Source organism: Janthinobacterium sp. GW822-FHT07H11 (genome assembly GCF_058798615.1).
In genome coordinates, this window is sequence record NZ_CM179507.1 from 1,064,533 (window position 1) to 1,078,730 (window position 14,198).

At 63.7% G+C, this 14,198-nt stretch carries 10 protein-coding genes and 1 tRNA gene; 6 read left to right on the forward strand and 5 right to left on the reverse strand.

All coding sequences use genetic code 11. The features are described 5' to 3' along the window. The first annotated feature begins 174 nt into the window (after positions 1–174). Positions 175–1,170 (forward strand): cytochrome-c peroxidase, encoded by a 996-nt coding sequence (locus AC3RCJ_RS04720; RefSeq protein WP_492961966.1) that lies wholly within the window; start codon positions 175–177, stop codon positions 1,168–1,170. A gap of 136 nt (positions 1,171–1,306) precedes the next feature. On the opposite strand, the gene AC3RCJ_RS04725 is transcribed toward AC3RCJ_RS04720, so the two are convergent. The 3 genes from AC3RCJ_RS04725 to AC3RCJ_RS04735 form a co-directional block, all read right to left on the reverse strand. Beyond that, the gene (locus AC3RCJ_RS04725) at positions 1,307–3,709 is read right to left on the reverse strand and encodes a S9 family peptidase (RefSeq protein ID WP_492961968.1); all 2,403 of its coding nucleotides are present in this window, start codon (positions 3,707–3,709) and stop codon (positions 1,307–1,309) included. Positions 3,710–3,809: 100 nt separating this feature from the next. Then, positions 3,810–6,098, reverse strand: a complete 2,289-nt coding sequence (locus AC3RCJ_RS04730; protein WP_492961970.1) for a putative bifunctional diguanylate cyclase/phosphodiesterase — start codon at positions 6,096–6,098, stop codon at positions 3,810–3,812. Positions 6,099–6,450: 352 nt separating this feature from the next. Beyond that, entirely contained in the window at positions 6,451–6,756 is a 306-nt protein-coding gene (locus AC3RCJ_RS04735; protein ID WP_492961972.1) for a PsiF family protein, read from the reverse strand. 264 nt (positions 6,757–7,020) lie between these two features. Between AC3RCJ_RS04735 and AC3RCJ_RS04740 the strand changes: the two genes are divergently transcribed. Next, positions 7,021–7,560, forward strand: a complete 540-nt coding sequence (locus AC3RCJ_RS04740; RefSeq protein ID WP_492961974.1) for a DUF2058 domain-containing protein — start codon at positions 7,021–7,023, stop codon at positions 7,558–7,560. Between the two features lie 29 nt (positions 7,561–7,589). On the opposite strand, the gene AC3RCJ_RS04745 is transcribed toward AC3RCJ_RS04740, so the two are convergent. Next, positions 7,590–8,060: a hypothetical protein gene (locus tag AC3RCJ_RS04745; RefSeq protein WP_492961976.1), complete on the reverse strand. Its 471-nt coding sequence runs from the start codon at positions 8,058–8,060 to the stop codon at positions 7,590–7,592. A gap of 290 nt (positions 8,061–8,350) precedes the next feature. Here AC3RCJ_RS04745 and AC3RCJ_RS04750 point away from each other — a divergent pair, with 290 nt between their 5' ends. Continuing rightward, on the forward strand, positions 8,351–11,050 hold the full coding sequence (locus AC3RCJ_RS04750) for a protein kinase domain-containing protein (RefSeq protein WP_492961978.1): 2,700 nt from the start codon (positions 8,351–8,353) through the stop codon (positions 11,048–11,050). 90 nt (positions 11,051–11,140) lie between these two features. Here AC3RCJ_RS04750 and AC3RCJ_RS04755 read toward each other — a convergent pair. After that, positions 11,141–11,216 (reverse strand) — tRNA-Phe (locus AC3RCJ_RS04755). Between the two features lie 275 nt (positions 11,217–11,491). Here AC3RCJ_RS04755 and AC3RCJ_RS04760 point away from each other — a divergent pair. The 3 genes from AC3RCJ_RS04760 to AC3RCJ_RS04770 all read left to right on the forward strand — a co-directional run bounded on the left by AC3RCJ_RS04760 (position 11,492) and on the right by AC3RCJ_RS04770 (position 14,192). After that, complete coding sequence (locus AC3RCJ_RS04760) at positions 11,492–12,724, forward strand: FAD-dependent monooxygenase (RefSeq protein WP_492961979.1); 1,233 nt, start codon at positions 11,492–11,494, stop codon at positions 12,722–12,724. A gap of 160 nt (positions 12,725–12,884) precedes the next feature. Then, on the forward strand, positions 12,885–13,601 hold the full coding sequence (locus AC3RCJ_RS04765; protein ID WP_492961981.1) for a DsbC family protein: 717 nt from the start codon (positions 12,885–12,887) through the stop codon (positions 13,599–13,601). Positions 13,602–13,733: 132 nt separating this feature from the next. Next, on the forward strand, positions 13,734–14,192 hold the full coding sequence (locus tag AC3RCJ_RS04770) for a (2Fe-2S)-binding protein (RefSeq protein WP_492961983.1): 459 nt from the start codon (positions 13,734–13,736) through the stop codon (positions 14,190–14,192). Positions 14,193–14,198 lie beyond the last annotated feature (6 nt).

Here is a 14,198-nt window from a genome sequence, read left to right on the forward strand (position 1 = left end):
AGCGCGATTCGCACTTGGCCAGAACCTTGATCCCCGTCATTTTCATTATCAAGCAGTCAAAGTTAATATAAATCAACATCCAATCAGCGATGGTCGGGTGGCGACCGGGCCGCCGCGCTGCATTCCCGCGCCGGCGTGCACCGCCGATTCGGGAATGCTTCCAGGAGTTAGACTATGCGCCGCACCCTCTCACCCTTCCTCTTCATCGCCAGCCTGGCTTTCGGCGGCGTCCTGCATGCCGCGGAGAAGGAGCCGATCCAGCCGATCAAGGCCGCCAAGGTGGCCAATCCTGCCATGGTCGAGCTGGGCAAGAAACTGTTTTTCGATCCGCGCCTGTCGCGCTCGGGCTTTATTTCCTGCAACAGCTGCCATAACCTGAGCATGGGCGGCACGGACAACATCAAGACTTCGATCGGCCACAACTGGCAGCGCGGGCCCATCAACTCACCCACGGTGCTCAATGCCGGCATGAACGTGGCGCAGATGTGGGATGGCCGCGCCAGGGATTTGCAGGAGCAGGCGGGCGGCCCCATCGCCAATCCGGGCGAGATGGCTTTTACGCACGAGCTGGCGATCGACGTGCTGGCCTCGATTCCCGCCTACCGCAAGGAATTCAAGCAGGTGTTTGGCCAGGATAAATTGACCATCGAGCAAGTCACGCGCGCCATCGCCGCCTTCGAGGAAGTGTTGGTGACGCCCGGTTCGCGCTTCGATCAATGGCTGATGGGCAAGAAAAGCGCGTTGACGAAAGACGAGCTGGCCGGCTACCAGTTATTTAAATCCAGCGGCTGCATCGCCTGCCATAACGGCCCCGCCGTGGGCGGCAATTCTTTCCAGAAAATGGGCATCGTCGCGCCTTACAAGACGGCCATGACGACCGAGGGACGCGCGGCCGTGACGGGCAAGGATGCGGACCGCTTCAACTTCAAGGTGCCGACCCTGCGCAACGTGGAATTGACCTACCCCTACTTCCACGATGGCGAGGCGGCGACCCTGACGCAAGCCGTCGACGTGATGGGCCGCTTGCAGCTGGGCCGCACCTTCACGCCCGATGAAAACGCGAAACTGGTCGCCTTCCTGAAAACCCTGACGGGCAAGCAGCCGCACCTGGTGCTGCCGATTTTGCCGCCATCGAGCGACACGACGCCGCGGCCGCTGCCGTTTGACTGAGTGATTGTGGTGGGTGTGATGTGTGATGTCGGATTACGCCCTTGCGGGCTAATCCGACCTACGCCTCGCGTAATCCGACAGGTTTTGCCAAATGCGCCGGGCATAAAAAATGCCCGCATACAGCGGGCATTGGCGTTTACTTCAGCGTACGATTGAACAGCTGATAGATGCGGCGGTACTCGTCATACCACGCTTCCGGCTGCACGAAGCCGTGGCGCTCCATCGGGTAGCTGGCCATTTCCCAGTTGTCCTTCTTGAGCTCGATCAAGCGCTGCGACAGGCGCACGGAATCCTGGTAAAACACGTTATCGTCGATCATGCCGTGGGCGATCAGGAGGTTGCCCGTCAGCTTGTCGGCGTATTCGATCGGCGACGAAATTTTATACGCCTGCGGATCGACGTCCGGCGTGTTCAGGATGTTGGCCGTGTACTCGTGGTTGTAGGTGGTCCAGTCCGTCACGGGACGCAGGGCGGCGCCGGACTTGAAGATTTCCGGCGCGCGCATCAGGGCCATCAGGCTCATGAAGCCGCCATAGCTGCCGCCATAGATGCCCACGTTCTTGATGTCGCCCTGGTGCTGCTGCGCCAGCCAGTTGGCGCCGTCGATGAAATCTTCCAGTTCCGGGTGGCCCATCTGGCGGTAGATGGCCGTGCGCCAGGCGCTGCCATAGCCCATCGAGGCGCGGTAATCGACGTCGAGCACGATGTAACCCTGCTCCACCAGCAGGTTGTGGAACATCTGTTCGCGGAAATACACGGGATAGCGCTCGGTCACGTTCTGCAGGTAGCCGGCGCCGTGCGCGAACATGACGATCGGATACTGTTTACCGGCTTCCAGTGTTGCAGGGCGGTACAGCTTGGCCCAGATGGGCGCCGCGCCATGCGTGGACGGCACTTGCACCAGTTCCGGCATGACCCAGTTGCGCGCCTTGAAGGCCTCGCTGCGCGTATCGGTCAGGATGCTCGCCTTGCCGCCGGCGACAGGAATGGTCGCCAGCTGGGCCGGCAGATAGCTGGCCGAATAGCGCAGCAGCAGCTTGCCGCCATCGGGCGACAGGCCGAAGTTTTCCACGCCTTTTAACTTTGTCACTTCGCGCGCGCCGCCATCCTTGGCCGAGCTGGCGCACACTTCATACGTGCCCGGCGCCTGCCGGTTGCACATAAAATAGGCAGTCTTGCCGTCGCGGCTCCATTCGACGGCGCTCACTTCCCACTGGCCGCTCGTCAAGGCGCGCGCGGGGGCCGCGCCGGTTTTCGCGTACAGGTGGGCGTAGCCGCTTTCCTCGGACAGGTACCACAGGGTGGCGTTGTCGGGCAGCCAGCCGAATTCGTCGGCGCGGCGGTTGACCCAGGCCGCGTCGCTGATGCGGTGCACGGGCACGAGCGCGCCATTGGCCAGGTCGACGGTGGCGATCCAGCGGTCCTTGTTGTCGATGGCGCGCACGCGCACGGCCACCTTGGCACCGTCATCGCTCCAGGCGATGCCGTCGCGCTGGGCGTCGATGCGCACGGCGCGGTTGCCTTTCAGCGGCGGCAGCTTCTGTTCGGCGCGCAGCTGCGCCAGCGGGTCGGCGGCGATGCCGGGCAGGCTGTCAAACGGTATTTCGCGCACCTGGCCCGTGCGCAGATCGGCCAGCTTCAGGCTTTGCGCAATCGGCATGTTGCGGCCTACGCGCGTGCGCTCGTCGTCCGCTTCCGGATAGCCCGTTTCCGTGACATAGCGGGCCAGTTTGCCCAGCTTGCCCTTTTCGGCGGCCTTGTCCTGCGTGACGAACAGCAGCCAGCGGCCGTCCGGCGACAGGGCGCTGCCGGAAATCGTCACTTTATCGCCCAGGTAGATCGGTTCCGGCGCGCGCGTGGCGTCCAGGCGGCGCTCTTCGTGGCGGCGCTCGCGGCTCGCGTCGCGGTCCTCCTTCTGGCGCGCCAGGTTGACGATCAGGCGCAGCTGCAGCTCGCGCTGCGCGTCCGCTTCCGGTTTGGCGTCCGGGTCCTTGGCCGCGCGCAGCAGGGCGACGGGCGCGCTCAGGCGGTCAGCGCGGCTCCAGCTGAACCAGTCGGTGCCGCTGCGGTATTGCACGGCGCCGCCATCGGCGCAATATTGCGGGTCGCTGATGGCCGGGACGCCTCGCGTGATTTGCGTCAAGCTGCCGTTTTTCAGGTCGCGTTCGAACAGGTCTCCGTTGCGCAGCAGGATGGCGCGCGTGCCGGCCCGGTTGACGACCATGTGCTGGCCATCGAGGTTCGCCAATTGCGCATCGTCAACCTTCTTGCCGCTATTCAGTTTGGCGTTCGCGCCTGCCACTTGAAAAGTGTCGCGCAAGGGCGAACCGAGGCGCTTCTGCTTGTAATACAGCTGGCCGTTCCAGCCCCACCATGCCGCCTCGACGGGTGTGCCGATCCAGTCGGGATCGGCCATGGCCTGGTCCAGGGTGATCGGCGTGGGCGCGGTGGTGGAAGGGGCCGCATGCGCGGCGGGCAGGGCGGCGGCCAGCAGCGACAGCAGCAGAGGACGGGCCAACAGGGGAAGAACCAGACGCATCGGAGATCACTTTAACAAGAAGGAAAAGAGGAGGCTGAGGCAGCAGGGCCAGCAGGCCCGTATTCTAGCGGAGTAGTTTCAAGGGGGAAATGCCGTAAAGCTAATGCCGTTCGGCCAGCCAGAGCATAAAGTCGGGCAAGGGCATGGGCCGCGCATACAGATAGCCCTGCAAGCCGTCGCAATCGTGGGCGATCAGGAAGTCGGCCTGCTCCTGCGTTTCCACGCCTTCGGCCACCACGCGCAAGCCCAGGTGGCCCGCCATGGCCAGGATCGCTTGCACGATGGCCGTATCGCTGGCGTCGCGCGGCGTGTCGTCGATGAAGCGCTTGTCGATTTTCAGTTCGTACAGCGGCATCGAGGTCAGGTAGGCGAGGCTGGAATAGCCGGTGCCGAAATCGTCGATGGAAAAGCGGATGCCCAGGCTGGCCAGTTCGCGCATGCGCTTGAGCGAGGCGTCGCGCTGGTCGATCAGCAGGCCTTCCGTCAATTCCAGGATCAGCGTGCCGGCGGGCGCGCCGCTGCCGGCCAGCGCCGCCTGCACGCGGTCGGCAAAATCGGGCTGGCGGAACTGGGCCGGGCTGACATTCACGGACAGCGCGAAATGCCAGCCGGCCCGTGCCAGTTGCGCGGCGGCCCGGCACGCCTCGCGCAGGGCCCAGTTGCCCAGCTTGACGATGAGTCCCGAATCCTCGGCGATGGGAATGAAGACGGCCGGCCCGATGGCGCTGCCGTCGGCCTGTGGCCAGCGCATCAGCATTTCGGCGCCCGTCACCCGGCCGTGGCGGTCCAGCTGCGGCTGCACGTGCATGCGCAATTCGTCCATGTCGAGGGCGCGCGCCAGCGCCCGTTCCAGGGTCAGGCGGCGCTCCACGCCGGCCTGCATGGCCGCTTCAAAAAAGGCGATGCCGTTGCGTCCCTCGGCCTTGGCGCGGTACATGGCGATGTCGGCTTCGCGCAGCAGGTCGTGCGCCTGCCGCCCCGTTTTCGGCAGCAGGGTCACGCCGATGCTGGCGCTGCAGTGGTAGGACTGGCCGGCGATGTCGAAGTCGCGCGCGATGGCGCTGCGGATTTTCTCGGCCACCAGCATCGCCGTGTGGCCGGCGGTGTCCAGGTCGCCCGCCAGGTGCGCCAGCAGCACGACGAATTCATCGCCGCCGATGCGCGCCACGGTATCGGCCTTGCGCATCAGCCGTGCCAGGCGTTCGCCGGCCATGCGCAGCAGCGCGTCGCCCGTGGCGTGGCCGCGCGCGTCGTTGATGTGCTTGAAGTGGTCGAGGTCGATGAACATCAGCGCGCTGATTGTATTGTCGCGCGGCGCCGCGGCCAGCAGGTGGCCGATGCGGTCCATCAGCAGGCGCCGGTTGGGCAGGCCCGTGAGCACATCGTAGAAGGCCAGGCGGTGGATGGATGCTTCCGATTTCTTGCGCTCGTCGATCCCGCGCTCGACGGCCACCCAGTGCGTCTGCCGGCCGCCCGCGTCGGCGAACGGCACCAGCTCCGCCTCGACCCAGTAAGCCGTGCCGGCCTTGCTGTAGTTGAGCAGCTCTTCCCGCGCCGCCTGGCCAGCGCGCATGGCGCGGGCGATGCGCGCCAGTGCCTCCGTATCGGTGGCCGGCCCCTGCTGGAACAGCAGGCTGCGTCCCAGCACCTCGGCGCGCGCATAGCCGCTGCTGCGCTCGAAGGCATCGTTGACGAAGATGATGCGCGTGGCTGGCGCCATGTGCGCCGCCGTGGCCTCATCGGCCACCGCGGCGATCATCACCATGTCGTTCAGGCGGGCCAGCGCGCTGGCTGTCAGGCGCAGTTCCGCGTTCAGCTGCGACAAGGCCTGGCTGCTGCGTTCGAGGTGACGCAGCAGGAAGGCGCAGGACAGGGTCAGCACGGCGGCGATGAACAGGAAGTTCAGGGCGATGATCAGCGCGCGCAGCAGGGGCGTATCGGGCACGCCCTGCATGTGCAGCGCGGCGCCCGGATGCAGGCCGAGGAAAAAGATGCTCAGCGAGGTCAGCGCCAGCGTCGACAGGGCCGGCCGCATCCCCAGCAGCAAGGCCGCCAGCACGGGCATGAGCATCATGTAGATCTGGCTGACGGGGCCGATTTTCAGCAGCAGGCCCACGCCGACCAGGTAGGCGACGATGAGGAATTGCCACACGCGCCAATGGTAGGGCATGGCGCGCAGATGCCAGATGGCGCCGATCCAGCCGATGGCCAGCAAGTCGAGGGCGACTATGGACCAGATAGCTTCGCGCGCGGCCAGCAGCGCGCTGGGAATGGCCGTCACGATGCCAAGCAGCAGCACTACCTGCAGCAGGCGCTTGAAGACCTGGCCGCGCCAGTGCGCAAGATCGTTCGACACCGCCACGCTGTCGTCCTTTTCCCGGTTTGCCATGCTGCCGTACTGAGCAGTACGCGGAATAAATACTACGCGTTATCAATCACCATGTCATCTTGATAATTGATCATGATTGGCCGCGTTCCGCGTCGGCGGTTCATTCCTTGCTCCATTGCTAGGGCAGGATCACCAGCCCGCCAGCATGGCGGCTGGCATGCGCACGGCCGGCGTCGGCACCGGCGTGGCGCTGTTGCAGGCTTGCGGCAAGAGGGCGAGGCAGGCGCTGGCCGGCAGGCTGCCGGCGGAGCAAGGGGACAGGTGATGGGGAACGCCGTACGGCAGGAAAAAAAAAGCCAGCCTGACGGCTGGCGCGGTGGGGCAAGCGCAGACGGGCGCTTCGACGCGGCGCTTATTTCTTTGGTGCGCTCAGGCATTCTTTCATGAAAGCCTTGCGCGCGTCGCCCTTCATGTCCTTGGCGTCGGCATTGCACGCTTTCATCTTGTTTTGCTGCGTCATGGCCGGCGCCGGCTTGGCGCTCAGGCACTCCTTCATGAAGGCCTTGCGCTCATCGCCTTTCTTGCCGGCGGCGTCGGCATTGCAGGTCGTCATTTTCGATTGCTGCGCCGTCTTGGCGGCGGGCGCCGCGTCCGGTGCGGCGGCAAAGGCGGTGCTGGAAAACGCGGCGGCGATGCAGAGGGCGATTAATTGTTTCATGGCAAATCCTTGTAGACGCTGGCGATGGAAGGGACAAGCAAACGGCTGTCACGGCCGATATGCAGAACGTAACTAACTATATGACATTTATCAACAAAATTTCCACTCGAGTGTGTCTTTTTGTTACTGGCCGGTGCCAAGCGCCTGCCCGCTGGCCAGGGCAGCCATTCTGCGGCGGCAGCGGCGCCATTTTTTGCTATGCTAGCGTCTTTCCACCGGCCGATGCGGCTGCCTTGGCCGGCGCACCCTCAATACGGAGTAGTTATGGTCTCGTTGCAAGAGCAGTTTTTAAAGGCCGGCCTGGTCGACAAGAAGAAGGTCAAATTGGCCAACCAGGACAAGAGCAAGCAAAAAAAGGACGAGCGCAAGAGCGGCACGCAAAGTGTCGACGAGGTGCGCCTGGCCGCGCTCGAGACCCAGCGCAAGAACGCGGAGCGCGCGCGCGAACTGAACGCCCAGCGCGACGCGGCCGCCAACCAGAAGGCCATCGTGGCGCAGATCGCGCAAATGGTGCAAAAGAACCGCCAGAGCAAGGGCAACAATGGCGAGGTGCCATACAATTTCACTTTTAATAACAAGATCGAGCGCATCTACGTCACGGCCGCCGTGCAGGCCCACCTGGTGGCGGGGCGCCTGGTGATCATCTGCCTCGGTGGCGCCGTGGAACTGGTGCCGCGCATTATCGCCGACAAGATCGCCGAGCGCGATCCCGCCATCGTCGTGCGCGTGAAACAGGCCAGCACGGAAGTGGACGAGGACGATCCCTACGCGGCGTTCCAGATTCCCGACGATCTGATGTGGTAGTGGTGGCGCCCCCTTTTGGGGCGCCGCGGCTATTTCAGGTCTTGATCGACCCGGATAGCACCCTGGAGCGAGTTCAGGTGGTCATATAGTGCATAGGTGGACGCTAATTTCTTTTTCGTGCTCCACCATATCGCCAAGAGAACGAAGCCCGCACCTATAGGGAGCGTCAGCAGCGAGAGAACCAGTATTGCGGACATCCAGGCCTTGATCGTGCGTGTGCCGGCGGGTGGATTCAACGCATATACCACGCCATTGGCGCGCTCCAGCGCCAGCAAGGCGCCGCTCCTGGTTTCCTGGGTCATGATGGTCATGTGCAACTTGACCTTCTCGCCCGACTGCAGCACCTCCTGCAGGATATCGTCCATTTCCTCCGTGACAAGGAAGCGCCTTCTCACCCGGACGCCGCCGACCATGTTCAAGTTGGCGTATTCGAGGTAGCAGCCTTTGTTCCACTTTTCCCCCAGGGACTCGATGACACCCTCGTAGATCTTGATACTCATGCGCTTCCTCCTTGCGATAACGTGCTTCCAGCATGCCAGCGCTGCCGCCCGCCGCGCCACGGTTTTGACATAACCGAATCATGACAGCCATGTAGGCTGTTGATTTGAAAGCATATTGATATGCGCATGTAGAGGCGGGCGTCGCCGTGTGGAAGGCCCGGCGCGGCGTCGGCGGGCTTGCCATGAATATTTTCCGATAGGAAACTTGTTGAATTTGTTATCATTTCATTTAACTTGTGGTGCGCCAGGGCGCCACGCATGTTGGTACATCGATAACAACAAGGAAAGCAATGGGCAATGTATATCGCTACCGTTTTGGGCCGGTCGAGTTTGACGAGGCCAGCGGCGAGCTGTCGGTGAATGGCTTGCGGGCGGAAATTCATCCGCAGGGGCGCGCCTTGTTGTCGGCCTTGTTGGCGCGACGCCATGAGATTGTCTCGCGCAGCGAACTCGAGGCCATCGTCTGGAAGGGCGGTTCGGCCAGCAAGGAGGCCCTGGCGACGGCCGTCAACCGCTTGCGCAATGCCCTCGGCGAATCGCATGCCAGTCTCATCGAGACCGTGCCGCGCCAGGGTTACCGCATCACGGGCGACGGCGACCGGGTGGTGGTCGGCAAGACCTTTGAAAGCCAGATCGCCCTGGCGCCCGGACAAGCCGTGCCGGGGCGGGATCATTTCCGCCTGGAACGCATCCTCGGGCAGTCCACTTCGGGCGAAGTCTGGCTGGCCCGCGAAGCGGCCGGCGGCGAGCGCCGCGTGTTCAAGTTTGCCACCGATGCGCAGTATCTGGTATCGCTGAAGCGGGAAACGACGATTTCGCGCTTCCTGCGCGATGAACTGGGGCCGCGTCCCGACATCGCCATGGTGCTGGACTGGAATTTCGAGCAGCCGCCGTTTTTCATGGAAAGCGAGTTTGGCGGCGACAATCTGCTGGAGTGGAGCCGGCAGGATGGACGCCTGGCACAACTCGATGGTGCGGCGCGTCTGTCGCTGTTCCTGCAAATTGTCGATGCCGTGGCCGCCGCGCATGGCGTGAGCGTGCTGCACAAGGACTTGAAGCCGCAAAATATCCTGATCGCGCCAGTGGCGGCAGGCTGGCAGGCGCGCCTGACCGACTTTGGCAGCGCGCGCCTGCTCGAACCGGGCCGGCTGGAGCAGCTTGCCATTACGCAGCTGGGCATGACGGGCACGCACGGCGTCGGCAGCGATGTGTCGCAGGGCACGCCCATGTATATTGCACCCGAATTGTTTGCCGGCGGCGCAACGACGCAGCGCAGCGATGTGTTTGCCTTGGGCGTCATTCTGTACCAGCTGCTGGTGGGCGACATGCAGCGGCCATTGATGCCGGGCTGGCAGCGCGACATTGCCGACAGCCTGCTGGCCGACGATATCGCCCAGGCCACCGATGGCGACCCCCTGCGCCGCCTGGCCAGCGTGGCCTTGCTGGCCGAGCGGCTGCGCAGCCTGGACGCGCGCCGGGCGCAGGCGCAGGCCGAGCACGCGGCGCAGGAGGCGGCGCAACTGGAGCACGCGCGCGTGCGCCGTTTCAAGGCGCAGCGGCCATGGATGCTGGTATCGCTGGCCGTGCTCGCCGTCGGCCTCGCGGCCAGCCTGGTGTTTTATCAGCAGGCGCGGCGCGACCAGCAGGCCCTGCTGCGGCAAGTGGCCGTGGGGCAGGCGATGAACCGCTTCCTCAGCGAAGACTTGATCGCCCAGGCCAATCCCTCCATCAGCGGCCGTGCCGGCGTGACCATGCTGGAGGCCGCCAGGAAGGCGGCGCTGGCCATCGATGGGCGCTTCAAGGACAGCGCGCCGGAAGTGCAGGTGGCGCTGCACGAGGCGATGCAAAAGACCTTTTCGGGCTTGACCGAGCATCAGGCCGCCATAGCCGAAGGCCGTCTGGCCCTGCGCGCAGGCCAGGCGCTGCCTGCCGATAGCGAGCAACTGGCGCAGATCCGCGTCAACCTGGCCAGCGACCTGATGGAAGTGACGCAGACCCGTGAGGCGCAGGCGGAGCTTGATATTGTCGAGCGCTGGCTGGCCAGCCGCCAGGGCCGGTATCCGGTCATCGAGGCCGGTTATTGGCTGGCTCGTGCCGGGCTGGCCACGAACGCATTCGACGAAAAGCTCGGCGTCGAGCAAACGCGCCGCGCCTTGCAGATACTGGCCACCATGCCGCAGCCGCCGCATGCCATCGAGGAGCACGCGATGACGGTATATGCCGATGCCAGTCGCATGGCGAAAGACTACGGGGAAGCGGAAAAATATTTTCGCAAACTGATTGCCCTGCAGGAAACGCGCTATGGGGCGCAAGGGGCGCGCACCTGTTTTACGCGTCTTGGCCTGGCGTCGACGTACAGCTATCTGAACCGGGTGGACGAAGCCATTGCCATGTTGAACGCCAGCGCGCACTGCCTGAAGGCGGCGCTGGGCATGGAGAATACGCGCACGGCGCTGGCATACGACATTTTGGGCGCCGCGTATTACAAGGCGCAGCGCTACCAGGAGTCAGTCGATGCCTATATGACGGCCAGCCCGGTTTATGGCCGGCTCAAGGGACCGCAGTCCTTCCATTCCATCGGTGCGCGTTCTTCCGCCGCGCTCGCGTATGTCGGCATGGGCCGCTATGGAGAGGCGGAGCAGCTGTTCATCGATACCTTGCGCGACGTGCGCGTCGACAATGCGGAAGACAGCGCGACGGTGCAATGGAATCGCTACCAGCTTGCCCACTGCCGCCTGCAGCAGCGCCGTACCGATGGCGTGGCGGCCTTGCTGCAAGGCTTGCAGCCAGACACGCTGGGACATGCTCAAGTACTGTTGGACTGGGACGGCCGGCTGGCCTACCAGCGCGGCCGCCTGGCGCTCTACACGGGGCAGCGGGCGCAGGCGCTGGCGCTGCTGGAAACGGCGGCCACCATTATTGCCGCCAAGAATCCCGATGGCCCCATCTCGGAAGCGGCGATCCGCGCGCTGATGGCAAGCGCAAAATAGTAGCGGGAGCAGCGCGGCGGCAGGCCAAAGCTTGCCGCCAACGCAAAAACGCCACCCGAAGGTGGCGTTTTTGAAGATATTGCGAATTCTTGGTGGCCCGGGGCGGAATCGAACCACCGACACAAGGATTTTCAATCCTCTGCTCTACCGACTGAGCTACCAGGCCAAGGTGGCGAATTATAGCAGACCAAAACGGGAATGCAAGAGCCGGCTGCGACTTTTCCCGTATTTCCTGCGTCAGCATCGCTTTATTTGTCTGTGAGTCAAGAATTATTTGATGTGAGCACTGTTTTTCTCAACAACGCATGGGCGCATAGTCTGGACATCGTTACTGACTTGAGAGGACTGCCGCATGAACGCGATGGCACGGCTTGACCTGGGGCAGGCGTCCTGTACTTCCGGACTATCTGAAAAGCATGGGGCAAACGCTATAATGGCCGCATGAACAGTCCCACTTCCCCCACCATGCGGCGCTTCATGCACAGCCACAGCGACGTTTGCATCGTCGGCAATGGCGCCATCGCGAAAACCACGGCGCTGGCGTTTGCCCAGGCAGGACAAAGCGTCACCCTGTTATCCCCGGTGAACCCTCCTGCACCCACCGTCAAGCCGGTCGAAGCGAGTTGGGACGTGCGCGTGTACGCGCTCAATCACACGGCGCACCAGCTGCTGTCGTCGCTGAAGGTGTGGGGTGCTTTGGCGGCCGACAGGGTGGCACCCGTTGACGCCATGCTGGTCAACGGCGACGGCGCGCAGGCGGGCGGGCTTGGTTTCGACGCCTACGGCGCCCATGTAGGTACCCTGGCGTGGATCATCGAAGACCGCAACCTGGGCCAGGCGCTGGACGCCGCCCTGAAATTCGCGCCGAACGTCAACGTTGTACAGGCACGCGCCAGCCGCCTGGAATGGACGAATGACTCGGCCATCGTGCACCTCGACGGCGGCGACACCATCACCTGCGCGCTGGTGGTGGGCGCGGATGGCGCCCAATCGTGGGTGCGCGGCCAGTGCGATATCGGCCTCGATTACCGCTCCTACGGCCAGCGCGGCGTGGTCAGCAACTTCGCCTGCGAAAAGCCGCACCATGGCGCCGCCCACCAGTGGTTTACGGGCAGCGAAGGCATTGTCGCGCTGCTGCCGTTGCCGGGCGAGCGCGTCTCGCTGGTCTGGTCGGCGCCCGATGCGCTGGCCGATACCTTGATGTCGGAATCGGCCGAGGCCCTGGCCGCGCGCCTGGCCGCCTACTGTCACGACAAGCTGGGCAAGCTCACGCCCTTGCAGCCGGAGCTGGTGCGCGCGTTCCCGCTCACCCTGATGCGCCCGCACGCCATGGTGGCGCCGCGCGTGGCCCTCGTCGGCGACGCCGCCCACGTGGTGCACCCGATGGCCGGCCACGGCATGAACCTGGGTTTTGCCGACGTGGCGCAACTGGTCAAGACGATCGGCGAACGCGAAGCGCACCGCGGCATCGGCGACGAGCGCGTGCTGGCCCGCTATGCGCGCGCGCGCAAGGAAGACGTGCTGCTGATGCAACTGGCCACCGATGGCCTGGCGCGGCTGTTTGGCGCCGATCTGGAACCGTTGCGCGTGGTTCGCAATTTGGGATTAAACTTGCTGGATAAATTACCGGCCCTGAAGCGAAAAATGATTGCGCACGCATTGGGACATCAGTAAGTCTTAAGATAGCGCCGGATAATGGCAGGTGTGAAAATTCAAGGTCGCCGCAGCTGGTCTGCGGCGATCGTTTTGTCAAAGAGATAATGACGTCGGGCCAGGTGCCAGTTCGCCAGGCGTTTCAAGTGGAGAAGTGATAGTGATAACAATGAACAGAAGCATGAGCAAAATCGCCTTGCTGATGGCCTCGGGCCTGATGATGTCGTGCGCCGGCGCGGAAACGCCGACGGAAGCGAGCATCAAGAAGCTGATCGAGCCGCGCCTGGGCGAAGGCGCCAAGGTCGACTCGGTCAAGGAAACCCCGTACGGCGGCCTGTACGAAGTGCGCACGGGCGGCGACATCCTGTACACGGACAAGAGTGCGCAGTATCTGTTCGTCGGCCACGTCTTCGACGCCAAGACTTCGCAGGACCTGACCAAGGTGCGCCTGGACGAAGTGAACCGCATCAAGTTCTCCGACCTGCCGCTCGATTCTGCCATGAAAACCGTCAAGGGCAACGGCAAGCGCGTGATCGCCGTGTTCGAAGATCCGAACTGCGGCTATTGCAAGCGCTTCCGCCAGAACGCGCTGAAGGAAATCGACAACGTCACCGTCTACACCTTCATGTACAACATCCTGTCGCCGGACTCCATCGTCAAGTCGCGCAATGTCTGGTGCGCCCCGGACCGCAACAAGGCCTGGGATGACTGGATGCTGAACGGCAAGGCGCCAGCCACGGCGGCCGCCACTTGCGCCAATCCGCATGAAAAAATCCTCGCCCTGGGCCAGCAGTTGCGCGTCTCGGGCACGCCCGCCATCTTCTTTACGGACGGCAGCCGCATTCCGGGCGCAGTCGACGCGAAAACGCTGGAACAGAAATTCTCGACCATTAAGTAATCCGGGCTGTCGCCAGGAAGGCTGGACGGCGCGCCCTCGCAAGGCGCGCTTTTTTTTGCACTTTTTTCCGCTGTCGTATCATCAAGTGTTGTTCGTAGACGCCATAACAATCCAAAAAAGGGGAAGCAGCAGATGATTACCTTGAATATCAACGGACGCGACATGCAGGTCGATGCCGATCCATCCACGCCCATCCTGTGGGCGCTGCGCGACAACCTGAACCTGACGGGCACCAAGTTCGGCTGCGGCGCGGCCCTGTGCGGCGCCTGCACGGTGCACCTCGACGGCCAGCCGATCCGCTCGTGCATCACGCCGATTTCCTCGGTGGCGGGGCAAAAGATCACCACCATCGAAGCGATGGAAAACGACCAGGTGGGCAAGGCCGTGCAGGCGGCATGGGTGCGCCACGACGTGCCGCAATGCGGCTACTGTCAAAGCGGCCAGGTGATGAGCGCCACGGCGCTGCTGCGCAGCAACAAGGCGCCCAGCGACGCCGACATCGACGGCGCCATGAGCGGCAATATCTGCCGCTGCGGCACCTATCAACGGATCCGCGCGGCCATCAAGGACGCGGCCAAGACCCTGGCCTGAGGAGAG

Bases quoted from the DNA above. Each gene is read 5' to 3' on its own strand.
- AC3RCJ_RS04765 (WP_492961981.1), top strand. From the start codon at position 12,885: ATGAGCAAAATCGCCTTGCTGATGGCCTCGGGCCTGATGATGTCGTGC.
- AC3RCJ_RS04720 (WP_492961966.1), top strand. From the start codon at position 175: ATGCGCCGCACCCTCTCACCCTTCCTCTTCATCGCCAGCCTGGCTTTC.
- AC3RCJ_RS04770 (WP_492961983.1), top strand. From the start codon at position 13,734: ATGATTACCTTGAATATCAACGGACGCGACATGCAGGTCGATGCCGAT.
- AC3RCJ_RS04760 (WP_492961979.1), top strand. From the start codon at position 11,492: ATGAACAGTCCCACTTCCCCCACCATGCGGCGCTTCATGCACAGCCAC.
- AC3RCJ_RS04750 (WP_492961978.1), top strand. From the start codon at position 8,351: ATGGGCAATGTATATCGCTACCGTTTTGGGCCGGTCGAGTTTGACGAG.
- AC3RCJ_RS04725 (WP_492961968.1), bottom strand. From the start codon at position 3,709: ATGCGTCTGGTTCTTCCCCTGTTGGCCCGTCCTCTGCTGCTGTCGCTG.
- AC3RCJ_RS04735 (WP_492961972.1), bottom strand. From the start codon at position 6,756: ATGAAACAATTAATCGCCCTCTGCATCGCCGCCGCGTTTTCCAGCACC.
- AC3RCJ_RS04745 (WP_492961976.1), bottom strand. From the start codon at position 8,060: ATGAGTATCAAGATCTACGAGGGTGTCATCGAGTCCCTGGGGGAAAAG.
- AC3RCJ_RS04740 (WP_492961974.1), top strand. From the start codon at position 7,021: ATGGTCTCGTTGCAAGAGCAGTTTTTAAAGGCCGGCCTGGTCGACAAG.
- AC3RCJ_RS04730 (WP_492961970.1), bottom strand. From the start codon at position 6,098: ATGGCAAACCGGGAAAAGGACGACAGCGTGGCGGTGTCGAACGATCTT.